Annotated in this window: 18 protein-coding genes, 1 tRNA gene and 1 other RNA gene; 5 read left to right on the top strand and 15 right to left on the bottom strand. The window is 58.0% G+C overall.

Going from position 1 to position 23214, the window contains the following annotated elements:
* Nucleotides 1-4: 4 nt before the first annotated feature.
* Genes ACXAH3_RS02545 through ACXAH3_RS02535 form a run of 3 tightly spaced genes read right to left on the bottom strand, consistent with a single transcriptional unit; the run spans nucleotide 5 to nucleotide 4744 of the window.
* Nucleotides 5-448 (bottom strand): hypothetical protein, encoded by a 444-nt coding sequence (locus ACXAH3_RS02545; RefSeq protein WP_474860497.1) that lies wholly within the window; start codon nucleotides 446-448, stop codon nucleotides 5-7.
* Nucleotides 438-2321 (bottom strand): GMC family oxidoreductase, encoded by a 1884-nt coding sequence (locus tag ACXAH3_RS02540; RefSeq protein ID WP_474860496.1) that lies wholly within the window; start codon nucleotides 2319-2321, stop codon nucleotides 438-440. The genes ACXAH3_RS02545 and ACXAH3_RS02540 overlap by 11 nt, the downstream gene beginning before the upstream one ends.
* 11 nt (nucleotides 2322-2332) lie before the next feature.
* Nucleotides 2333-4744, bottom strand: a complete 2412-nt coding sequence (locus tag ACXAH3_RS02535; protein WP_474860495.1) for a c-type cytochrome — start codon at nucleotides 4742-4744, stop codon at nucleotides 2333-2335.
* Nucleotides 4745-5363: 619 nt separating this feature from the next.
* Between ACXAH3_RS02535 and ACXAH3_RS02530 the strand changes: the two genes are divergently transcribed.
* Nucleotides 5364-7325, top strand: coding sequence for a peptidoglycan-binding domain-containing protein (locus tag ACXAH3_RS02530; RefSeq protein ID WP_474860494.1), 1962 nt, complete (start codon nucleotides 5364-5366; stop codon nucleotides 7323-7325).
* Complete coding sequence (locus ACXAH3_RS02525; protein ID WP_474860493.1) at nucleotides 7322-7918, top strand: hypothetical protein; 597 nt, start codon at nucleotides 7322-7324, stop codon at nucleotides 7916-7918. Before ACXAH3_RS02530 ends, ACXAH3_RS02525 begins: the two co-directional genes overlap by 4 nt.
* 193 nt (nucleotides 7919-8111) lie before the next feature.
* Here ACXAH3_RS02525 and ACXAH3_RS02520 read toward each other — a convergent pair.
* The 12 genes from ACXAH3_RS02520 to ACXAH3_RS02465 all read right to left on the bottom strand — a co-directional run bounded on the left by ACXAH3_RS02520 (nucleotide 8112) and on the right by ACXAH3_RS02465 (nucleotide 20824).
* Nucleotides 8112-8201, bottom strand: a tRNA-Ser gene (locus ACXAH3_RS02520).
* Between the two features lie 215 nt (nucleotides 8202-8416).
* Complete coding sequence (locus tag ACXAH3_RS02515; protein ID WP_474860492.1) at nucleotides 8417-9136, bottom strand: alanyl-tRNA editing protein; 720 nt, start codon at nucleotides 9134-9136, stop codon at nucleotides 8417-8419.
* Nucleotides 9129-11615: a DUF3772 domain-containing protein gene (locus ACXAH3_RS02510; RefSeq protein ID WP_474860491.1), complete on the bottom strand. Its 2487-nt coding sequence runs from the start codon at nucleotides 11613-11615 to the stop codon at nucleotides 9129-9131. Before ACXAH3_RS02510 ends, ACXAH3_RS02515 begins: the two co-directional genes overlap by 8 nt.
* The gene (locus ACXAH3_RS02505) at nucleotides 11615-12649 is read right to left on the bottom strand and encodes a cysteine synthase A (protein ID WP_474860490.1); all 1035 of its coding nucleotides are present in this window, start codon (nucleotides 12647-12649) and stop codon (nucleotides 11615-11617) included. The genes ACXAH3_RS02510 and ACXAH3_RS02505 overlap by 1 nt, the downstream gene beginning before the upstream one ends.
* Before the next feature lie 71 nt (nucleotides 12650-12720).
* Nucleotides 12721-13857 carry a gamma-glutamylcyclotransferase gene (locus ACXAH3_RS02500; protein WP_474860489.1) on the bottom strand — a complete coding sequence of 379 codons (1137 nt, stop codon included), beginning with the start codon at nucleotides 13855-13857 and terminating at the stop codon, nucleotides 12721-12723.
* A 45-nt stretch (nucleotides 13858-13902) separates the two neighbouring features.
* The gene (locus ACXAH3_RS02495; protein ID WP_474860488.1) at nucleotides 13903-14343 is read right to left on the bottom strand and encodes a TrgA family protein; all 441 of its coding nucleotides are present in this window, start codon (nucleotides 14341-14343) and stop codon (nucleotides 13903-13905) included.
* Nucleotides 14344-14438: 95 nt separating this feature from the next.
* Entirely contained in the window at nucleotides 14439-15647 is a 1209-nt protein-coding gene (locus tag ACXAH3_RS02490) for a class I SAM-dependent methyltransferase (RefSeq protein WP_474860487.1), read from the bottom strand.
* 158 nt (nucleotides 15648-15805) lie between these two features.
* Nucleotides 15806-17032, bottom strand: coding sequence for an aminotransferase class V-fold PLP-dependent enzyme (locus tag ACXAH3_RS02485; RefSeq protein WP_474860486.1), 1227 nt, complete (start codon nucleotides 17030-17032; stop codon nucleotides 15806-15808).
* Between the two features lie 257 nt (nucleotides 17033-17289).
* Nucleotides 17290-18282 carry an acryloyl-CoA reductase gene (acuI, locus tag ACXAH3_RS02480; RefSeq protein ID WP_474860485.1) on the bottom strand — a complete coding sequence of 331 codons (993 nt, stop codon included), beginning with the start codon at nucleotides 18280-18282 and terminating at the stop codon, nucleotides 17290-17292.
* A gap of 10 nt (nucleotides 18283-18292) precedes the next feature.
* The gene (locus ACXAH3_RS02475) at nucleotides 18293-19405 is read right to left on the bottom strand and encodes a dimethylsulfoniopropionate demethylase (RefSeq protein ID WP_474860484.1); all 1113 of its coding nucleotides are present in this window, start codon (nucleotides 19403-19405) and stop codon (nucleotides 18293-18295) included.
* 32 nt (nucleotides 19406-19437) lie between these two features.
* Nucleotides 19438-20070 (bottom strand): DUF1326 domain-containing protein, encoded by a 633-nt coding sequence (locus ACXAH3_RS02470; RefSeq protein WP_142852704.1) that lies wholly within the window; start codon nucleotides 20068-20070, stop codon nucleotides 19438-19440.
* A gap of 1 nt (nucleotide 20071) precedes the next feature.
* On the bottom strand, nucleotides 20072-20824 hold the full coding sequence (locus ACXAH3_RS02465; protein ID WP_474860483.1) for a DUF2182 domain-containing protein: 753 nt from the start codon (nucleotides 20822-20824) through the stop codon (nucleotides 20072-20074).
* Between the two features lie 125 nt (nucleotides 20825-20949).
* On the opposite strand from ACXAH3_RS02465, the gene ACXAH3_RS02460 reads away from it, so the two are divergent.
* From ACXAH3_RS02460 to ssrA, 3 genes are all read left to right on the top strand, one after another.
* Complete coding sequence (locus ACXAH3_RS02460) at nucleotides 20950-21666, top strand: FadR/GntR family transcriptional regulator (protein ID WP_474860482.1); 717 nt, start codon at nucleotides 20950-20952, stop codon at nucleotides 21664-21666.
* Between the two features lie 13 nt (nucleotides 21667-21679).
* Nucleotides 21680-22699 (top strand): hypothetical protein, encoded by a 1020-nt coding sequence (locus ACXAH3_RS02455; RefSeq protein WP_474860481.1) that lies wholly within the window; start codon nucleotides 21680-21682, stop codon nucleotides 22697-22699.
* A 1-nt stretch (nucleotide 22700) separates the two neighbouring features.
* Nucleotides 22701-23077: a transfer-messenger RNA gene (gene ssrA, locus ACXAH3_RS02450) on the top strand.
* Nucleotides 23078-23214: the final 137 nt, after the last annotated feature.

The following is a 23214-nucleotide window of genomic DNA, read 5'->3' as shown; positions in this document are numbered from 1 at the left end:
TGCCTCAGGCCTCGATGTTGAATTCAAGCGCGAAATCAATCAGGCGATTGTCGTCCCAATAGACTTTTCCCAGATACATATTCGGGCCGATTTGCCGAATTTCGTCACGGATCCATTGCGCGACAATCGACGTGTCGGAGTAATCCAAAACAATGCACTCCTTGCCGTCGAGCCAACTTTTATCCTTGTAGACCTTGGCCAGAATGGCGTTCAGCCCAAAGGGTAGGATACGGTTTTTCAACACGCTTTTATCGCTGTCGAACACCTTCCCCTGCCACGCGAAGCTGTTGATGAAATGTGAAATGATTGGAGTGAACCGCGTGCCGGGCGCGATAATCGCAGTGCCTTCGGCCTCGCCATCAGGGATGGGTCCGGCATCGACGCTTGAGAACAGCTCATCAAGCTCCTCTTGCTCCAAGTCCATCAGTGTTTCGATATCATGTGCCATATCGTTTGCCCTTAGTTTTTGGTTGCGATTGCGCATCAGCCAGCGCCATCTGGGCCGCCTTTTCACCGATCATGTAGACGGCGGATGCGATGAAAAATCCGGGGATGTACGGGAAGACGGACGCGTCCGCGACCCGAAGCCCCGTGGTGCCGTGAACGTGCAAGCGGCTGTCCAACACGCCGCCCTGATCGGCAGGTCCGATGGGGCAGGAACAGGACGCGTGATGCCCCCAGCAATGGTCGCGCACGAACTGGGCAATTTGGGCGTCGGTTTGTACGTCCGCGCCGGGAAGTTCTTCTTCGGCGATGCTTCCGTCCTTGTGCAACGGCGCGCAGAGCTTACGGACAAATTTGACGCCTTCGACAACCGCTGAAAGGTCTTCATCGCCTCCGTCGGCGAAGTAGTTGAAATCAATGATCGGCCGATCACGCGGGTCGGCCGAGGCCAGGCGCACCCGCCCTGCCCTATTCAGCGTATGGGCCTTCAAAACGGCCCAACTGAGGTGGTTCCGGCTGGCCGCCAAATCGGCCGCATAGCCGGGGTAATACCCACTGAACTTGCCCATAAGCGCCATGCAGAAAAGGTCAGGAACGGGCTGGTTTTCGGATGATCGTCGGATCACCGCAAGCGCGGCACCGTTGGTGGAATAAAGCCCCGCGCCCTGATCTTTCCAATGCCGCCAAAGCGGGTCGCCAACCTTGTAGCGGCAATCTTTCATACTCTCCCAACTGTCGAAATTCATGCGATTTACCACCGTGACCTCGTACCGGTCCTGAAGCGACCGCCCAACACCGGGAAGAGAGACCTTCGGGGCGATGCCATGCGGCGTCAACTCGGCGGGGTCGCCGATGCCCGACAGCATCAAAAGCTGTGGCGTGTTGAAGGCTCCGCCCGCCAAGATGACCTCGCGCGCCGCAAATGCTTGAATGGTTTCGCCGGGCCTATCACTGGGATTGGCATGGGCGCGGTAAAGGCGCGCGCCCTTCAAATACTCGACGCCGATGGCGCGATTTTCGTGGTCCAAAAGCACCTTGGCCGCCAACGCGTCCAGTTGGACCGTCAGCCGATCAGGGTAACGCTTTGCCACGTCCAGCACCCTCTCGCGCGATCCTATCCGTACCCCATCTCGTGTGGTCAGCGGGGTATAGATCATCCCGTCGGCATCATCTTCGATCCGGTCGCGGTCATTGGGGTCGGCTGCGCTGTTGGCCAACCATCGCAGGCGGCGAAGGACATCGCCTGTCGAGCCACGGCTTTCGCGCACCGCAGTGCGCACGACATCCATGATCGCGTCATCGCGCAGGGCAGCGCGCGGGATGGATTTCTCGGTCGTCAGCCACCCGTCATACCCGTGCCCTGTGCGGTCAAACCCGATTGAGTTCAGGGTCCGCTGCACAGGTCGGTGCTTGCAGTTTTCGATCTTGCGAAAGATGGCGTGCATCGCGTCGGGCGACCAGCCATCATCCCCTGTCAGATCCGCAATCCTCTGCCAGTCCTGTCGGTGCGGATAAACAAAAATCATCGCGTTATGCGCTGTGCAGCCGCCTAGGGTACCCGCCCGCGGATACAAAACACCTTCGGGCCCAGCCTTTGGGTCGCGGGCTTGGGCTTCGGAATCCGTGTAATGGCTGACATGGAAATCCCAACGCAGCGCTTCGTTTTCGGTGGCGAAAGGATGAAACGCGGGAACATCATAGTCGTCGGGCAGCCGGTTCGCGGCCTCGTCCATATCCCGCACGCCGCCCGACATCGACCGCGGATCCCCACCTGCTTCCAACAGCAACACGCGCGCGCCCTCCTCGGCCAGCCGCGCAGCTGCCGTGCCTCCGCCGGCACCCGAGCCGACGACGATATAGTCATATTCTGGCTCCACCGTCCCGCTCCTTAGAAGCGTTTAAGAAAGGCGATCAGGGCCTCTTTGTCTTCATCCGCAAGTTTGGTGCCGAAGTAATGGCCGCGGTTGACGACGAAATCGGGGCATTTGCTAAGTTCAAGCAACGGCTCGACCAAATCCGCAAAGATGGCGCGGGCCTGTTCATCACTGGCGTCGTCAGGCAGTTCCTTCAAATCGCGCTTGATCTTGATCACCAGCTTGGCCAGCTCGAAATCATGGTCCAAGCGCTCTAGCAGGTCCGCGTTGTCCAGCCGGATATTCAGGTTTGCCAAAAGCCCGATAGGCGTGCCTGCGGGGATCGGGCCAAGCTCGATATCTCCGTCCAATGTGAACAGCCAAGGCAGGTTGTCGCGCAAAGGCGTCAAGAGTTTTACAAGAAACTCGGGCTGGAACCCTTTGGGAATAATCAGATAACTTTGTTCGGTGGTCCGGTCGATCACGCCCGGCACCTTGTCCCCCAACACACTGTCACGCAGGCGCTTTTCCGGCCAAAGCATCTTGGTGATACCGTCCTCGAACGCTTCCATCCGGCCCTGAACCGAGGGGTCCTGATTGTAATAGCCCACCGTGTTGTTCAGCAGATATGGCGCCGTGGACCAGAGACTGATCAGGGACGGCACGCGGGTATATCCGCGTCCACCTGCGGGCATCACGTAATCATATTCTTCGCCGGTTTTCGGGTGATGCACCTTTATGGTCCCCACCGACGGCAACGCCTTGTAAGAGGAGGACGAGAAGTTGTCCCATATGTTGCCCTCGATCGCGTTGGTCGCCAGCGGGCTACATGCGTTGGTCTGAAGCAGGGTGACGGGAATACGCAGCTCGTTCGACAGATAGTTCCCGTCAAGGAAGTCATCGGCATGAACAATCGCACGCATCTCTTCCTTGAAGGCGTCCGAGCCCACCAAGTCGCGATAGCGCTGGAAGCACTCCAGATAACCGGGGCCCGAGCAGCCGCCGGGCATCGCCTCATAGGCGCTTTCGGGCAGTTTCGACGAATGGCATCCCGCGCAGTTTTCCGCAAAGACCGTCTTGCCGCGATCCACGGTCTCGGCGTCATCAGACAGGAACCCCTCGCCCCCCGGCGCGTCTTTCAGCAGATCGGGCCGACCCGCTTTCAGGAAATACAATGCGGTCAGTGGCGACTGATCTTCAGTCGCCCGCCAATAGGCCGAGTTCTTCTGCGCAGTTTCGATCTTTATCGGCGTGATTTCTTTACCGCCCACAATCGGATTGAAGTGGCGGGTCCATTCCTCGCTGAACAATCCGATATTCAGATAGACCCGGTTCAGCGCGCCCAAAGCGCCCACCGAATCCGCCCCATCCTTCAGGACACGCGGGCTAAAGCTCAGGTCCGGTTCCTCGAAAAGCTCGGTCAGCGGGCCCTCGGCCACATAGTCCTGAAACTGCTTGTTGTCGCGTTCGCCCCCTTGCAACCTTTCTTCGCCAAATCGACGGGCAACCGCCAGACGTTCTTCCAGCAGATAGATCGCGTTCATCGTGCGCGGGTTGTTGATATAGTCCGGCGACACCAAGGACGTATCCAACGTACCGGGACGTGCTGTGTGGATCAGTTGGACCATGTATTGGCGGTCATCCGGGTTCCATGCAAAAACCCGGTCAAACCAGAAATACTGTGCCCCGACCGTGGCGTTCAGGTTATTCATGGCCGGGTTTTCGGGATCCTCGGGTGGGTTAATCGGGCTGGGTCCCACATGGCAAAACGCGCAGGACATGCCGACGCGATAGGGACGGATCAGATCGTCGTCGTTGTAGTAATCGGGATCAGTGTAAAACCGTTCCGCATCCCAATCCTGCTGGGCACGTTCGTCAAATTCTGGGTTCGGGAACAAGCGCAGGCCAAGCACGCCCGTTGGCTCGCCGTAATACGATCCGACCGGCATATTGCGCCCGCGTGCGCCGATCTCGACGCCGGGGTATTTGTCGGCATTGGCAAATGGATCGGGGGCACAATCGGGTTGGCGGACATCCAACCACAAGCCATAGCGATCCGCCCCCGGGCCGGCGGCCTGATCGAAACAAGGTTCGTTGATCAGACCCAACTGTTCAAACCGATTACTGCGCTGCGCCGGCAGGCTGGGATGTGATGACAGGGTCTTAAGCAGATCAAACTGCCCGAACGTGTCGATAGTCAGCGTGTCCCAAAGCAAATCATTGCCGCCTGTCCAGACCATCCACATGTTTCGGCCCTTGATTTCATCAGGCGTCAACGCGATGCCATTGTCCATTTCGGCAAAGTAATCTTCGTCAGCGGGGGGAAAAGTAGTTTCGTCCCGGCCAACCAGAAGCGCCTCGTCAAGCGGCCCAGAGAAAAGCTGTGCCGATGCGGCGACAGGTACCGCTAGCATCATAAAAAACCGCGAAAAAATACGGAGTAACATGGGTAAACTCCTCAGTGCGACATGAGAAAAGGAATCAATTTATAGTTAAAAATTATGCTTCCATTTTCCTCGCAGATCCCGTTTTTTGCAACAGTCTCTACTTTTCGGGCTCATTGTTCGGTAATTTTTGACAGTAGAACGGCCGCTCGAACAGGGTCGAAATCAAGCCAGTTTTGACGCGTCAGATGGGGTCTGGCCCTAGAGTTTTGCCAATCCATCCGCGGCCTTTCTGCGGGCGGAATTAGATTTCCACGCAGAGTTGTGCTATGATCTTGATATTTAAAAGCGCCTTACACCGGCATTTTCATGGATGGGTCTTAAGATGCGCTCGCAATGTCGCGGTGTCGCAGCCGCGCTGATCCTTTGGTTCGCTACACTTCAATCTGTCACCGCTCAATCGTTGCCGGATGGGTTTATCTTTGGCAGTGACCGAACCGAGCGAGTGATCGTCAATCTGTTGTCTGGACAGGGAAATCGGAATGCACTGAGCGTTCTACAGAGCCAAACAATATGCGTTAAGAATCCGAACCTGGCGCGTTTCCTGAACGAACAGGACATTCGAACGCAACTGGTGCCAGAACAGGCTGCCCCACTTGCCGTTCGCACAGGCCTTTGCGACATGATGATCCAAGGTCAGGCCGCGCGGGCGGTGCGCAGGCTGCTTCGCGACGCCTCACCAACTGACGATGTTCCCTCACCCACGCCGACGCCCACACCTTCTGACCAGCAAGGACCGGAAATATTGCCGTTGAAACAAGAGTTTACCGCCTCGTCCGGGTCAGCGACGATCATAGCCGACATCTTTGACCCAAGCGGTGTTGCCCGTACTGAGACGGGCGGAGCGCTTCCGTCCAGTCGCGACGGAAGAGAGTATGAGTTCAAGCTCGGTTTGCCGAACAATTACGAACCACGGGTCGTCACAATCACGGCGACGGACCGCGTTGGAAACTCCAGCGCCAAGCGTGTGTCCATCCGGCGCCTGCCCGCCTGCGGCCCATCGACGGGTTTGAATGTCAGGCTAGCCAGAAATATCCAAGCATTGCTGAACGAGCTGGGGTTCAATGCAGGAACTGTCGACGGCATTATCGGGCGGGGAAGCTGCAACGCAATCCTGCGATTTGACCCGACGGGCATCGAAACCTGGCGCGACCTGCGTGCAGATTTGGACCGCTTCAAGGACGCACGCGCTGGAGTCTCGATCAGCGCCCGCACCTCTTCGGGCCCGACCGAGGCAGAACAAACCGTGGTGGTCTCGGTCACGGATCCGACGCGCCGCCAGACAGTCACTTGGGTGCGCGTGACCGCACAAGGGGGCGGCACTGTGCTAGAGCAACAGTATCAAGGTCGCGACCTCACTTTCCCATTTCGACTGTCCCCGGGCGATACGCGCCCATTGGTGATCGAGGCGCTGGACGCCCAGACGAGACCTCTTGCCCAGACCCGATTTGCGCTTCGAAGATTGCCCGACATGACCTTGATCCTTGCATCGCCGAATTTGCAAGATGCGCAGCTTGAAACCACCGATCAGCGTATTCATATCATGGCCCGCGTGACGAATCCCTGGCCGGGGGCTTCGGTTCAACTGCAAACGGACACACGCACCCAAACCGAGCCCTATACAGACACGCCCTTACCCTTTTGGATTGCCATGCCTGACCCCGGCATCCGGCAAGACATCACATTCACCCTGCGCGACAATAAGGGTCTGGCGCGTGCTCAGCAGACCGTAACACTCAGGCGAGCAACACAGATGACATTAAGCCTGACTGCTGAAGGACTGTCCGGGGCCAAACTGGAAAGCAGTGCCCCGACCGCCACCGTGCAAGTCCATATCGCCCTCGCTTGGCCCGATACCATCGTGGTTTATCATAGCACTGATGGACCCGACAAAGCGCAAGACTATGCGGGCGCGGCGGAGTTCACAGTCAAAATGCCGTCGCCGGGTGCCCAATCCGTGGTTTCGTTTGTCGCGCGCGACAGCGCTGGACACGATCATGATCGCGTCGACCTGACCCTTGTCCGCACAGCCGTCTCCCTGACCGTCACCCCTGCCCCCGAGCTTCAGTCGGACGGCGAAGAAGGTCAGCTGAGCGTGCAGCTTCAAGGCGCCGGTGCCGACACGCGGATCGAGGTTTTGGATCAGAATGATGCCGTGATCCTGTCCGCCGCTTACACCGATGATCAGACATGGACCCGCGCGCTTCCCATGCCCGAACGCGGCACATCACAGGCCGTCACGGTACAGGCAGTGGGGCCTGATGCGCGCGTGCTTGCAACCCAACGCATCATGCTTGTAAGAACGGCGGCCCCTGTCGCGAATTGGATCGTCCCAACCGCGGTGGCCGTACTGCTTCTGGGCAGCGCGATCTGGCCGATCCGCAAGATGACGGCACCGAAACCGATTGCAGACAAATCCCCCACAAAGCTGGCCGCCACGCCGCGGATTTACGCAAAGCCTGACAACACACCAAAGATCGAAACGATCCCAGCCGAAATGCCCGAAATCATACTGACGGTTGATCCCGGAATAGTCGCCGAGATCACCATCATCAATGAGGAAGAAAGCGACGAAGCATCATGAACGACACATCTCAAACGCTTGTAACCTCGATCCCGCCTGCCGATTTCAGCAACATCGTCGAGGCGGTCAAATCTGCCCTGACCAAAGGCGATGCAGGGGTGCGTCTTACAGGCGCGGGGCTGGACAGTCAGACGTTGCATAAAAGCGCGGCCCAAGCGGTTGAAAGCGCGCTAAAAATCTCGCTTTTTGACACGTTCCTGAAAGCCTGGGAGGGTATGAAGTCGGTACGTGCCCTGATGGGTGAAAAGGGTCCCACAGACGGCAAACCACGTATCGCTGCGCTGATCAAACACAAGCTGAAGATCACGCATACACCCGAAATCCGATTAACATTTGGCGAGGCTATGGACCTGCGCAAAGTACGTCTTCCCGTGACACTTTCCGTCGAGGCGGCAGGCGTTGCCCTAACCATCCAAAACCGCCAGATCACGGGCATTTCTGCGGGCTATCTTCAGCCCTCGGTCAAGATCAATGTCGAGAAGGTGACAGTGGTTGAAACCAAACTTCAGCGTTTGGATCTGACCGAAGCTCTGCAAATCGAATGGCCACTCCGCCCTGACGACACGGTCGAAGAAACACCGCCCACGAAGTAAGAACTTCGCATCGATGGCATCGCGCAGCAGGAACGTAAACTCAACCAACACCATCGGAATTTGATGCTTCTGGGAAAAATGACGGAATGCAATCGAAGCGGAGCGAAACTCAAAACCACGGCAAATATACCCTTCCTTATAAAGGGTGTTTCCCCGTCAGGCTGACTTAGCTCTATCGATGGAAAGGGTAAGGTGGCGGAGCGGAAGGGATTCGAACCCTCGAGACGGTTTCCCGCCTACACACTTTCCAGGCGTGCGCCTTCGACCACTCGGCCACCGCTCCGCCGACGTTGTTATTCGGAAGTGTGGCGGGGTTCAAGCGGTCATTGTCACTTTTCACAACTGGTGGCGCGAATATACGCCCGTCCCAGAACACCGCAACGATCCACGCATTTTCTTGTTTTGAATATCCCCGCCGGAGGCATGAAATCTACCGCAGCTTGCTGCGGCCTCCGCCAAGCGGGCGCGGCCCGTCAGGGCCAATCCCGCGCGGCAGGGCTAGTCCTCCAGATGCAGGGCCACACGTCGGTTCATACGACCTTTCTTTTCGACCTTGCCGATGCGTACGCGACCGATCTCGGAGGTGCGCGCCACATGCGTTCCTCCGCAGGGTTGCAGATCAACCTGCTCGTCATCGGTCCCTATGCGCACCAGCCGTACCTGTCCTGCCCCTTTAGGAGGCTGGACGGACATGGTTTTGACCAAACCGGGGTTGGCCTCAAGCTCGGCATCGGAAATCCAGCGGGTTGTGATCTGAAGATCGCGCGCAATCAACGTATTCAGTGCGTCTTCAACGGCCTGTTTATCCTCAAGCGGGTGCTCCATAGCGAAATCCAGACGGGACTTCTCGGCGCCGATCTGACCACCTGTGACAGGCAGCGGGATAACCACTGAAAGAAGGTGAAGCGCTGTGTGCATCCGCATGTGGCGCAGGCGCAGATCCCAATCCAGCGCCTGTTTCACCTCGGCCCCAACTGGCGGCAGCCCCTGCCCGTCACCGGACACCATAACAATCGCTCCGTTTTCGCCTTTCACAGTGGTTGCAATCAGCATTTCACCGCCGTCCCACGTCAACCTTCCGCGATCCCCCGGCTGTCCTCCTCCTGTCGGATAGAACAGGCTTTGATCCAGCACCACGCCGCTTTGCTCGGTATGCGCGACCACGCGGCCTGTGGCCTCGGTTAGAAAGGCATCATCTTGAAACAGAGGCTTACTCATCGCCCTCTCCATCCCCGTTCATATCTTCAACAGTCATCGCATCGCGGCTCGGACTTTGCGATGACGCATCAGATGCAGCCACCGGCGATGCCGCCGTCGCGCCTGCAAGCGCTTCGGGATTACGCAGCCAGATGTCTCGCTGAGCAAACGGAATCTCGATCCCCTCTTCGACGAAACGGCGGGCAATCTCGTGGTTTATTTCGCTTTTCACCGACAGCATGAAGTTTACGTCAGACAAGATGGCGCGGATCTCGAAATCAAGGCTATCAGCGCCGAAACCTTGGAACACAATGGACGGCGCCGGGTTGACCGTCACCATCGGATGCGCCTCGGCAATTTCGCGCAGGATGGCTTCTACGCGCAGCGTATCAGTGCCGTAAGCCACGCCCACCGGAATGATCACCCGCCCAATTGAATTGCCTCGCGTATAGTTCGTCACCACCCCCGACACGAGGTCAGAGTTCGGCAAAATCACATCCGAGCGGTCAAATGTTTCGATCCGCGTGGCCCGAACCGAAATATCGCGCACATAGCCCATCTGGCCGTTTACCTCGATCCAATCGCCCTCGGAAATGGGGCGTTCGATCAGCAGGATGATGCCCGATACAAAGTTTGAAACGATGGTTTGCAGACCAAAACCGATACCCACGGACAGAGCACCGGCGATGATCGCGATCGAGCTAAGGTCGATCCCTGCCCCGGTAATCGCAATCACAGCTGCCAGAAACAACCCGACATATCCAATGCCCACAGAAATCGCATTCTGCCCACCCTTGTCCATGCGCGTCTTCGGCAGGATCGTGTTGCGTAGCGCAGATTGCAAAGCCCGCGTGGCCGCATACCCAATGGCAAAGATGATGGCGAAGACCATAAAGGCGCGGGGCGTAATCCGCGTTTCACCCATTTGGAAGCCGTTCAGGAAGGTTGACCAAAGCTCGGCCAGTTCGGTGGCGCGGGCGCCCCAGATCAAGGCCAGCACGGGCACCGCGGCCAAGGTCAGGCAGAAGCTGATGATCACTGGCAACAGCGCCTGCTCGGTGGCCTCGCCGTCCAGTCGCATTAAGGTGGCGTAGACTGCTTTGATAAGGCTGTTCAGGATTTCGAGGATAGCCAGCAAAGCAAGTGTCAGGATCGTCGGCACCAAGATCGACACGGCCAGTGTAGAGTAGCCAACCGCCGCGGCCACCGGCGCTGCGAAGCCCACCACTTCGCTGGCGCGGCCGATAAAGGCAATGGTGCGTGCCCGGAACAGGTTGGTGGCACTGGCCGCGCCCGTGCCCAGATGACGCCGCAGAAGACGCCCAAGGCGCACCAACACGAACCCAGCGGCGGCCGTCAGCGGGAAGCCCAAGACCGCCATGGTTGCATCGGTATACCCTTCGTAATCTCCCACTTCACTTAGGATGGTCCACAGGCCCAAAGCCACACCCAAAAGCGCCACATGAATGCGCGCTTCGGCCCGCAGCGCTGACGTCGGAAGATAAAGCGAAGCATGGTTTCCCTCGGGCCCGAAAAGGCGGGTGCCAATCCAAAGTGAGATGAAGACGAACAGGCCCGCATCGGGCAGCGCATCCGCAATCACCTGCCCGCGCAGCCCCAGCACGCCAGCCAAGTTCAGGGCGATCAGGAATGCCAGCAGACCGAACATCGGTGCAATAACCTGACCAAGCGAAATCACAAACCCCACAACGCCACGCGCAGGCCCCTTGCGTATTTGGCGCAGCCGCCCGCCAAGACGGATCAGCCAGCTTCGCGACCGCATCAACAGCAAAAGCCCAACCGCAAGCAATGCGATCGTCACGGGAAGATCTGATTTCAAATCCCGGCGCTGCGCTTCACTGCCCCAGGCGGTCTGAACTTCGGATATGGCGGTCTCGAAGGTTTCATTCAACTCGGCAATTGCACTGGGCCACAAGGCGGGATTAAGCGGTGTCGGCCCAAGCTCCAGCAGTTGATCCGCCTGACGCGATCGAAGCTCGCCGTCAATCTCGTTGATCAGAACTTCGGCGCGGGCAAATGCCTCTTGTGCCTCGTTGACCGGCGCTTGCGCTTCGGAAAGTTCTTCGTTCAGTTCGGCCCGGCGCTGTGTAAGCACAGCAAGCTCGCTCCCGGGATCTTCGGGCTCCGGGCCAATCGTGGCAAGTTGCGTCTTTAACGTATTGATACGGATAGAGTTTTCTTCTTGAGCAGATTCAAACAAACCCCGCCAACTCGCGACCTCGTCACGCAAATCGTTCATCGCCTGATCCGAGGCCGTACCGATTTCAAGCACCCGTTCGGCGCGTTCAGCGACCCGCGACCATACCAGATAATCCGGCGCGCCATCATCGGTTAGAAAATAGGATGGGGTGTTCGCGGTGGTCGCAGCCTCTTGCGCCGCAGCGGCCAGCGGCAGCGACAGCAGGGTCGCGATGCACCACGCCCTGAGCGCGACCAGAAATACTGGCAGGCAACCGTGCAATCGCTCTTCGATTCGCATCAAATGTCCTCGTACACCTCGGGCATGAAGGCCGGGTCGCGATCCAACCAATCCGGCACCGGCAGGCCCTTTTCTCGCAAGAAGCTGGGATTAAACAGCTTTGACTGATACCGCGTACCATAGTCACACAGCACCGTCACAATCGTATGGCCCGGCCCCATTTCGCGCGCCATGCGCATCGCGCCCGCCACGTTGATCCCGGACGAGCCGCCAAGGCACAGCCCTTCGCTTTGCAGAAGATCATAGATCACCGGCAGGGCTTCGTCGTCGGGGATCTGGAACCGCATATCGGGCGTGAAGCCTTCAAGGTTCGCGGTGATCCGCCCCTGCCCGATCCCTTCGGTGATCGAGCCCCCCGTAGCTGCGGCAGTTCCGGATTCGTAAAGTGAATAAAGGCCCGATCCCATCGGGTCGCTGAGCGCGACCTTCACGCCCTTTGGCTGAAGTGCCATTCCGACACCGGCCAGTGTCCCGCCCGACCCGACCGCGCAGGTGAAGCCATCCACCTTGCCACCTGTTTGCGCCCATATCTCGGGCCCGGTGCCTTCGATATGCGCTTGACGGTTTGCCACATTGTCAAACTGGTTGGCCCAAATCGCACCCGCGGGTTCGCTTTCATTCAGCTTTTCGGCCAGACGGCGCGAGTAATGCACATAGTTGTTGGGATTCTTATAAGGAACCGCAGGCACCTGAACCAATTCGGCCCCGGCCAGACGGATCATGTCTTTCTTTTCTTCCGACTGAGTTTCCGGTATTACGATCACCGTTTTAAAACCCATCGACGCACCAACCAGCGCAAGTCCAATCCCGGTGTTGCCTGCAGTCCCTTCCACGATGGTTCCGCCCGGCTTCAGCGCGCCGCTGGCAACCGCGTCACGGATGATGAACAGCGCCGCGCGGTCCTTGACGGATTGGCCCGGGTTCATGAACTCGGCCTTGCCCAGAATTTCACAGCCCGTCGCTTCGGATGCTGCATTCAACCGGATCAGGGGCGTATTGCCCACGGTTGCTTCAAGATCGCGTTTGATGTCCATTTTCAGCCCCTTATCGCGCGTCGTTTCTACCATCTGTAGGACCAGACAATAGGCGGTTCAAGGGCCGAGCATCACGAATGCGTGCGCAACCCCTGCCGATTGGCGGCCAGCCAGAAGGCGGCAAGGACCAGCGGGCCACAATTCGCCTCGCCCGAGGTGATCAGATCCATCAGGTGATCGAATGAAATAACGTGGCTACGGATGTCCTCGGCTTCGGTTTCGACACCGGCAATTCCCCCTGCATCATCAGGAAGATGGCACAGGGCAATGAAGGGATAGAAAAACTCGGTGCTGGCACCAGGGCTCGGGTAATGCGGAGTCAGGGGGATCAGGCGGTCAAGCTTTAGCCGGGCTTCCTCCATCGCCTCACGATGTGCGCTGTCTTCAGGCGTTTCCCCCCCGTCGATCCGGCCCGCGATGGGTTCCAGCAGCCACGGGTGCACGTCGCCCCGGATCTGAGGCCCCATGCGGAACTGTTCGATCACCATTACGCGGTCTTGCACGGGATCATAAGGCAGCACGATCACCGCATCCCCGCCGACGAATGCGGCGCGGTCCACGACCTCGCTCATCTCGCCCGAATATTTGCGGAAGGACAGCACCTGTTCCTCCATCGTGAAATGCTTGGCATAGGGGCGGCCCCGGCTTTGGACCGAAACATCTTGCACGCCATAGCTTGCCCGCAACGTCGTTGGCGCGGGCTCGGTCCGTGCGCGCACCCGACTGGCGGCGCGGGTGCGGATCATAGGAAAGCGGTGGGCGATCTCGGCGGGGGTGAGATGACCATAGCCCTCCATCACCTCGGTCGCGGCTTCGACGGTCATCGCGCCGTATTGCGCCTCCCACTCGGTCAGGTTCCAAGTCTTTCCCGGCGTCCAAAGTCCGGGCGTCGGGAAATAAACCTGCGTCGCAACAGAGGCCCCGTCGGGGTCTGTCTGCACGGTGACATCCTTCAACGCATAGTCAAATCCGCCTTCGTAAAAATCCAACCGCGCCACATCTTCGTCAGACAGATCTTGCACCAAAAGCCCATCTACGCGGGATGATGCGTCGCTTGAGGAAATCATCGGAAATGGCTGATTTTTAACCCAATTTGCTACATGGCCATGCAGAAATGCCGGGCTAATCCGGCACACACTTTCGCCCCCCAAAACCAAATCCAGAAGCGGGCGGTGGCACAGGGTGCCGTAAAAGAACAACGAGGTCACAGAATCCCTTTCACATCTGCACGTGGGATGTCACGCGCAGATCCACTATCCCCATTTGCGGGCGGCGTAAAAGGCACAAGTTGACGCAATGAACGCGCCCAGAATGGCGGTGGCAGCGATCTCGGCCGTGGTAAATTCGATTGCAGACTCGTACCCGATTACGAAGATATCCTGAACGGCCTCGACCGCACCATTGTATCGCTTGCGCAGCGAATTATCGATCATTTCCGAGAATGAAAACACGAACAGCGTGCAGAAGACCTGTACAACAATAGTGGTCGCCGCGTTTGCACCAGCCGTCCCAAGGCCACGGTCGGCCCGTGGGCCAAGAAACCACCAGCCGACAACCAACCCCACGGCCGCGCAAGTCGGCGCCAGATAGGTCAGATCCGAGCCCTCGGGCATCAGGGGCTTTACCATTTCGGCACATAGCCAACCGACCGCGGCCAAAAGGATCGCAGAGACAAGTTTCGCGGCTGTTGGCATAAGTTCACTGCCCTCTCGGTGGCTGTTATCGTTATTTAATCGTTAAGATCGGCTTATGGCCATATTATGGCGTAACGCACCGGCTTTTCACAAGATTATCCAGATCGCCGCGCCACCGTCAACTGCACGACATCGCAGCTTCCCGCGTGAAACGCGGCGGCACAGGACGTCAGATAGAAATTCCACATCCGTCGGAACCTGTCGTCAAATCCCATGGGCGCGATTTTGCCCCAGCTGCCATTGAAGCGATCAAACCAGCGGCGCAGCGTCACAGAATAGCTTTCGCCAAACGTAATCTGGTTGCGCGTGTCCAACCCCGCCCGTGATACTTCATCCTGAAGCACGGTTTTTGACGGCAGCATCCCGCCCGGAAAGATGTATTTCTGAATGAAATCAACACCCTTTCGATAAGCGGCAAATCGGCGCTCGGCGATAGTTATGATCTGCAAGGTCGCCTTCGCGCCGGGCTTCAGGCAGGATTTCACCGTGTCGAAATAGATCGGCCAATATTTTTCGCCCACCGCTTCGAACATCTCGATCGATGCGATGCCGTCATACTGTCCGGTTTCGTCGCGGTAATCCTGCATTTTGATCTCGACCAAGTCAGACAAGCCTGCACGGCGCAGACGCTCCACTGCAAAATCATGCTGTTCTTGGCTAATGGTCAGCCCGGTGACGCGGATCCCCTTACGCGCTGCGTGTTCCGCGAACCCGCCCCATCCGCAGCCGATTTCAAGCACATGATCCCCCGGCCCGACCCCCATTTCGTCGATCATCGAGGCGTATTTCTCTTCCTGCGCGCGCTCCAGACTTTCTTGGCCCGTGCGAAACAGGGCCGATGAATAGGTCATCGTGTCGTCCAGCCACGCCCCGTAAAAGTCATTCCCAAGATCGTAATGGGCCGAGATGTTTTTCTTCGCCTGTTTCTTGGTATTGGCCCGCATCAGATGGCGCATCCGCTCATAGGCGCGCAGGAAAATCTGGCCGGGAAACCCATCGTAAATGATGTCGTTGTCATCCTGCACCAAGTCCAGAAAGGCTTGCAGGTCGGGCGTGGACCAGCCGCCCTCGATATAGGCGTCACAAAAGCCCAGATCGCCCTCGCGGATCAGGCGCGCGAAAATATCGGGGTCATGGACATGAAGCTCGGCCACATAGCCGGGCTTGGCGCCGTCCGCGCGAAAGCGGCGCCCATCCGGCATGACAAAGTCCAATCGCCCTTTGTTCATACGTTTGGCAATCGCAAAAACTTGCGCGAAATACCGCGGTAGATCGCCCTGATCTTTGGTATCAGTCAGGATCATTTCACCCCCCAGAAACACATAGATATCTGCTGGAAGGCTATGTCGGAGATGGGCAAGCTGGCAAGATGGCTGCTGTGCAACTGCGGAAAACGGCTTTGCAGGCGCAGTATTTCAAAGGATGCCCCGGCCCGCTTGGGCCGAGGTTTGGTCAGGTCAGATCACAGTACCTGATCCAGCGCGTCAATCAGTTTCGTGACCTCTTGGGCGGTCGTATAGTGGGTGAAACTGACCCGCAGCACGCCGTGATCGGGTTCCAGCCCTTGGGCTTTCAGCGCACGTACAGCATAGAAATCTCCGCCCCCTGCCATGATGCCCATCGAGGCCAACGCAGCTGCCAAATCCTCGCCCCGTTTGGCCGAGACCAGTGATACAGTCGGCGCACGGCTGGCCGCCACCGAAGGCCCCAACAGCCGGACCGAATTCTTGGCCGCAGCATAATCCAAAAGCGGCTGTAGCAGCGTCACCTCGTGATCGCGCATCAGCGTGTGTGCGGCAGCGGCCAGATCGCTTGGACTGCCCGTCGCACCATGATGCATGGCCAAGGCCTCCATATAGTCCGCCATCCCGGCCGAAGCCGCCACCTGAGCGTGATCCGGACCGGCGGGGGTAAAACGCTTATAGAGGCTGCCCGCGTTGAAGTAATGCGCTTGGTTGGGCAGTGCTTCGCCCAGCGCGCGGCGGATCACCATGATCCCCTGATGCGGACCATAGGTCTTATAGGCCGAAAACAGATAGATATCCGCGCCCAGCGCATCCACGTTCACAAACCCATGCGGGGCATAGCTGACGCCATCCACGCAAGTATATGCCCCAGCCGCACGCGCCTTGGCGCAAATAGATTTAACGTCGTTGATCTCACCCACCACGTTCGAACAATGGGGAAAGCAGACCAGCTTGACCTTCCCGTCGCTCAGAAGCGCGTCCAGACCTGCCGGGTCCAGATGGCCGGTGTCCGGGTCAATCTGCCATTCGCGAAGCTCGAACCCTTCGTCAGCCACACGCCTCCAAGGACCCGAGTTCGCCTCGTGATCCTGATTGGAAACGACGATGGCGTCGCCCGGCGACAAATGCTGCCGAAATGCCTGCGCCAGAACATAGGTGTTCTGCGTGGTCGACGGCCCGAAAGACAGTTCGTCTGTATCCACCCCCATCATCTCTGCCAGACGCGCACGCGCTTCGTCCATTTCTTCGCCTGCCAGACGCGAAGCATCAAAATTGGCATAAGGCTGTACTTTGCGCTGGGTGTAATATCGATTGAGCCGGTCCAAAACCGGCTTGCAGGTATAAGACCCGCCCGCGTTCTCAAAGAAAGCTTGCCCCTGTAAGGACGGTTCCGCAAATGCCGGGAATTGTGCGCGCACCCAGTTGACGTCAAGTTCAGCCATGGAAAGCTCCTTTTCAGTTTTTCGGGGGATCACCCTGCCCCCTGAGTTTCAAGGTCAGGCAGGTCTTCCAGCCAGTCCCATCAACACCTCTTAACCGGCGTTCTGGGACAGTCCGCGAAATTCGGACAACTAACTTCTAACCACCTTCTGTCTACCAGACAAGAATGGCGCGTGGCTTTTACATCACGCGCCTTTTTCTTGTTTCAAATATCCCGGGGAAGAGGCAAATCCACGATTTGCCTCTGGGGCAGAGCCCCTTATGCGTTCACATCCACCACGACACGGCCCTTGACTTGCCCCTTCAGAATATCGGCACCCAACGCCGGAAGATCCGCCAAGGCGGCCGGTTGCACAATTGCCTCTAGCTTGTCCATCGGCAGATCACTGGCAATCCGTTTCCAAGCACGCACGCGGTTGTCATAGGGCTGCATAACACTGTCGATGCCCAGAAGGTTCACACCGCGCAGAAGGAAGGGGATGACGGTCGCAGGCAGCCCAGCGCCACCAGCCAGACCCACGGCAGATACCGAGGCCCCATATTTCATCTGCCCCAACACACGTGCCAGCATGTCACCGCCCACGGCGTCCACGCAGCCTGCCCATGTCTCGGCTTCCAGAGGGCGTTTGGTGGTTTCGTTCAGTTCTTCACGTGCAACGATGGTGGTCGCGCCCAAGGATTTCAGGTAGTCTGCTTGCTCCGGGCGACCCGTTACGCCAGCAACCTCGTATCCCAGATTTGCCAGAATGGCAGTGGCAACCGAGCCTACACCACCCGCAGCGCCGGTAACCAGTACTGGCCCCTGCCCCGGTTTCAGCCCGTGGTCTTCCAATGCCATCACCGCCAGCATCGAGGTGAAGCCCGCCGTCCCAACAGCCATTGCCTGACGGGTGGTCAGGCCTTCGGGAAGCGGCACCAATTTGTCCGCCGAGATACGTGCCTTCTGGGCATACCCGCCCCAGGACACTTCACCCACGCGCCAACCGGTCAGAACGACCTTGTCGCCGGGCTTGTAACGCTCATCCTCCGACGCCTCGACGGTACCTGCATAATCGATCCCCGGCACATGCGGATAGTTGCGCACCAAACCGCCGCCCTTGGCCGACAGGCACAGCCCGTCTTTGTAGTTCACGGTCGAGTATTCCACGGCGACAGTCACATTGCCTTCGGGCAGCGCGTCTTCGCCGATCTCCTTGATCGACGCTTGGGCCAACCCTTCGTCATTTTGCTCCATCATCAATGCTTTGAACATTGTCGTCTCCTCAAATCCAGAAAGTGTCATAGACGGTCGCCGCACGCGGCCCGTCGGGTGTCATCACATCAAGCTCGGTTCCGGTGTCCCAATGGGTCATCCTCACCATGCCGATGGCGACACCGGTATTAAAGTCGGGCGAATTGGCGGCCGAGGTTACCTGCCCCACCTGCCGATCCCCATCCATCAAGGGCCAAGCCCGGTCGCAGGGTGGTACGCCGCCCAGGATCTCGATCGCGCGGACCTGCTGAACGGGGCCTTCCTTGACCACCCGTAACAAGGCATCACGCCCTACACAGCCCAGCGCGCTTTCGGTCGAACAGAACCGCCCCAATCCGGCCTCGTGCGGAGTGTTTTCGCGGGTCATATCGTTGCCATAAGACAGAAGCCCGCCTTCGACGCGCTCAATCCCATTGGGGCAACCCGCATAGACATCCATGCGCTTGCCGGCTTCCATCAGCGCGTTCCACAGGGGCATCGCGATGTCGGATCCTTCGACATAGATCTCGAAACCGCCTTGTTTGGAGTAACCCGACCGGGCAACCACAAGGCTACGCCCTTGGAACTCCAACCGCTTGTAGCGGAAGAAGCGGATATCCCGTACCGCATCGCCAAACACAGCCGCGGCCAGTTCATCCGACAACGGCCCCTGAATGGCCAAGGGCGAGACGTCTGGTTCGTCCACCAGCACATCCAGCCGGAACCCATAGGCAAGCCCCTTGACCCAAAACAGCAGATCACTGTCCGCGATCGAAATCCAGAACCGGTCCTCGCCCAGCTTTACTGCGACTGGATCGTTTAGCATCCCGCCCGTCTCGTCCACCATGGGAACATAGAAACACTGCCCATCCTGCATCTTCGACAGATCACGCGGGGTCAGCATCTGGATCAGACGGGCGGCATCTGGACCGCGCACCTCGACTTGTCGTTCGCAAGACACATCCCAGACCTGCACGGCCCGCTTCAGATGGGCATAGTCCTCTTCCACCGACCTGAAGACGGTCGGCAGCAGCATGTGGTTATAAACCGTATACCCCCTAACCCCGGCGGCTTCGACACCGTCCGAGAATGGGGTGCGCCGCAGGCGGCGAGAGGGTGAGATCATTGCACCGGAATTTGCCATGGGTCGCGCTCCCGTGGGGTCCTTCGGCCGCGTTAGCGACCGGGGCCCTTCCAATCGATTTGGCAGATCTCGGCGGATTTGCCATCGAAATCCCACACACGCCCAAAGGCACGCACGCGCGCTTCGTCTGCCTTGGCGACGGTAATGTCCGGACCCATCCAGTAATTGGTGTTGGTGATCACCTGTTCCGCCCCGCCCTTACCCGGCACCGGAGTGACCGATCCGCGAATGGCTTTGCCAACGATCAGGCGACGGGTGTTGCCTTCGGTTTCAAACGACACGGGCGCACGCTCGGCGCCCAGAAACTCGCTGACCAGCATTTTGAACAGGCCCGTGGTGCCTTTGGCAGCACCCGTGAAGATGTGGCAGAGCGCCTCGAACGCTTCGTCATTGGCGCGGTCGTCGATATAGGCCGCTGCTTTCCAGTTGCCGCGTGCCATGCGGCCCGGGATTTCCAGCAGAAGACCGACATTCAGACCCGACAGATCCACGTCACCATACTGACCGCTGTCAATGCGGATACCCGCCCAACCCATGCAGTAGCCTTCCGTCGGCGGGTGGTCTCCAAGGCTGACCACGCAGGGGCAGAAGACCGTGCAGTTACAGTTGAGGATCAGCTCCCCCTTGATGGTCCATTCGACCGTGCCAATTTGCGATCCGTCCATGTTATCCTCCCTGGACAAGCGCCACGATCCCGCCCGCGATCAGCGCCCAGCCCAAGGGGCGCGTCAGATAGCGGCCCAGATCGGGCAGTTTTTCAAAAATCATGATAAGAGTGGCGAGCCCCATGAAGGCGAGGTTCATCACCCCGCCGACGAAGCCCAAAAGCATCAGCGCCCAGCAGCAGCCCAGACAAATCGCCCCCAGCCGCAGGCCCAGCGCGACCGCGTTCCAACGGGTCTCGCGCCAATATTGCATGAAGAAGGTCATCGGCTGACGGCATTGGCTGAGGCAACTGTCTTTGAGGGACGAGAACTGGTAAGCGCCTGCCCCGATCAGAAGCCCTCCCGTCAGCCATGGCGAGATGCTTTGCCCCAGCGGTGACAGCAGCCCAGCACGGAAAAGCACCAACTGCCCGGCAGCGGCGATGACAGCAAAGCCCAGCCAGATCACCAAATAGCCAGCGACCAGCTCTAAAAAACCGCGCTGCGACCCGGCACCAGACGCGATCATGTCGTCATAGGTGGCGAAGGTCGGCAACGCCGTCGGCGCCATCATCGCAGCCGACATCACCGCCCACATGGCAAACAACCCCCAGAAGCCGGCCTTGTCGGGTTCGACCACGCAGAGAGTGCGCCAGAATTCGACGCCATAGATGCGTGACAGCTCCAGCGCGTCGGGTGGCAGCGCCATCGCGTAAAGCAGCACCCAGCCCACAAGGATCAACCCGAACAGCGCCAGCCAATGTGGCGCGCCCATGGTTCTTATCCTTGACGTGAGCGGCATGGTTCCTCCATCTTGCGAGTCGGGATAATAATGTCTGACAATTGATCGCACGGCAATTAAAATGTCAGACAATTACAAATTGGGCAGCAAGACGCGGCATGAAAACGGACCTGAACGAAAACGAAGACCTCTCGACCCAGATCGCCGAGGCCATCCGTGACGCCATCATCGAGGGCAGCCTGATCGTGGATCAACGCCTGCCTTCCGAGGCCGAGCTGTGCGAGAAATTCGACGTGGGCCGCTCCACCGTGCGCGAGGCGTTGAAACGTCTGGCCGCACAAAACCTGATCCGCACCCAGCGGGGGGCATCCGGCGGGGCATTCGTCAATCGGATGAGCTTTGAAGAGGCCTATGACCAGCAGATCACCACCTCGACCCTGCTTCTGTCGATGAACCGCGTGGATTTTGAGACCGCGTGCGAGGCGCGTTACGCCCTGGAACGCTCCTGCGCGCCGCTTTCCGCCCAACGTCGCACGCCGGACCAACTGGCCACCATGCGGGCAGAAATCCACCGCCAATCGCAACCCGGCCTGACCGACGAGGCGTTCTGTGCCTCAGACGTGGCGTTCCACCGGGCGCTGGTCGATGGCGCGGGCAATCCGGTGCTGTCCTACCAACTGGCGGGCGCGGTCGAGGCGATGCAGCCCTTGATGAACATGATCACCTATACGCAGAGGGATCGGGACCGGATTGTGGAGCTCCATACCGAGATTGCCGATGCAGTTGAAGCACAAGATGGCCCTCGAACAGACAAGGCACTAGATAGACTTGCTAGTTACACTACATCACTAGCTTCAAACCTATTCAAAAAGTAATGCTCGGGTAAAGATGGCAGGGAAAAACCACCACCATGTTTGGCAAATGCTCCAACGTGGTTTTGGGACAAAACGCGGAAAACACCACCATATTTGGGTTTACGATCAATCTGGTGAAGCTTGGCAAACATCGACCAACAAGTTTGGTAGCGATGATTTCTTCTATGGTCCTCAAGGGTCAGAGGCAGACGAAAACATAACTGCTTTCGAGAATTCCGCTCAAGAATTAGTTCATATCGCGCGCAAGGCCCCACCGGGCTACGATTTAGATTCAAGTATTGTTGCCCCAGTAATCGCACATCTTGAGATGAGAAGTGCCTTCCTCCGCACAGAAATATCAAACATTGGGCGCGTAGTATTTGAAACTCTCAAAGACCATTTGACATCGGAGAAGCACATTCAGGTTCTTCTAAGAGCTTTCCTAAAAAATCATCCCGAATTGTTGGATGACATTCTTGCTGAACATCAGGTTCCGGTCGACGCTCGGCAAACAACACGTACATTAGTTGACTTAGCACTACCGGAACTCATTCGGCGAGGCGGTAAGGAGATAGTGGGTCTGATGAATGCAGAACTCGATCCATTCATAAGAAGCCTGTCAGAGGTAGCTAAGCAGGCTCACATAAAATCACTAAGAGAAAGCTTCGAACAGTCTCCGCGCGTCAATCTTCACTCCCAGCTAGAGTACTTTACCCACGGAGCAGAAGACGACTTCATTTTGCCTGACACTACGCTGGCATTTGCTCTTAGCAGTGGTTGCGCGCCTTTTACGCAAAAGAAGGACCAAATAGAGCAAGTAATTCTGCCGGTATCGAGCAAGTCAGCGATTATTGGTCTTAGAAAGGGTGCTGCTCTCCGAACTGGAGCTTCTATCAATCGCATGTTGGCTAGCTGTTCATATCAGAACTTTATTGCAAAACAGCAATTAGATGGCTTCTCGCAGCTTGCACATCGAATTGGCAGAAATGCTGAACTTGTGTCAAAATCAGAGATGAAGCGCATTGTGTCATTTGACGATCTTTTGAAACTCTAACCCCCTTTTCAATCCCCTCTTCACACCTTACATATGATCTGTCCCCTCGGGGACTATGGACATAAACGCGCTCGTAATAAGCGGATCGGACCCGGGGGCGGTACCCGGCGCCTCCACCATAATGCACTCAGGGGCATCCTTCGTTTGGGGACACCTTGATATCGTGGGGGCGAAATAGGATCGACGGACGTCTAAAGGGGTTAGCTTTGTTTCGGTGAGATACCACCGTTATCGGTTCAATTAAGCTAGTTGCAAACGACAACAAAGCTCCGGCAATGGCTCTGGCTGCGTAAGCAGTTCGGGTCGCCGAAACTTAAGTCCTTACGCCTAGCCGCGTTTGGCGGGGTTCGCAGGTACCTGGCAACAGAAACCTGCACTTCCATTTCCCCCGTACTTCAAGACCTTGACCCCTGCCCCTTGGGTCTGGCACAAACTGCCTATGGGGTTCGCGTGACCACCCCGTGAGGCCAAGGCTCAAGGTTCGCATCCATCTCCAATTTTGTTTGAAGGATGCC

This window comes from Aliiroseovarius sp. ABM4_368 (assembly GCF_056161205.1).
Note: the sequence above shows the minus strand (reverse complement) of the source record. Positions and strands in the feature narration are given on the sequence as shown.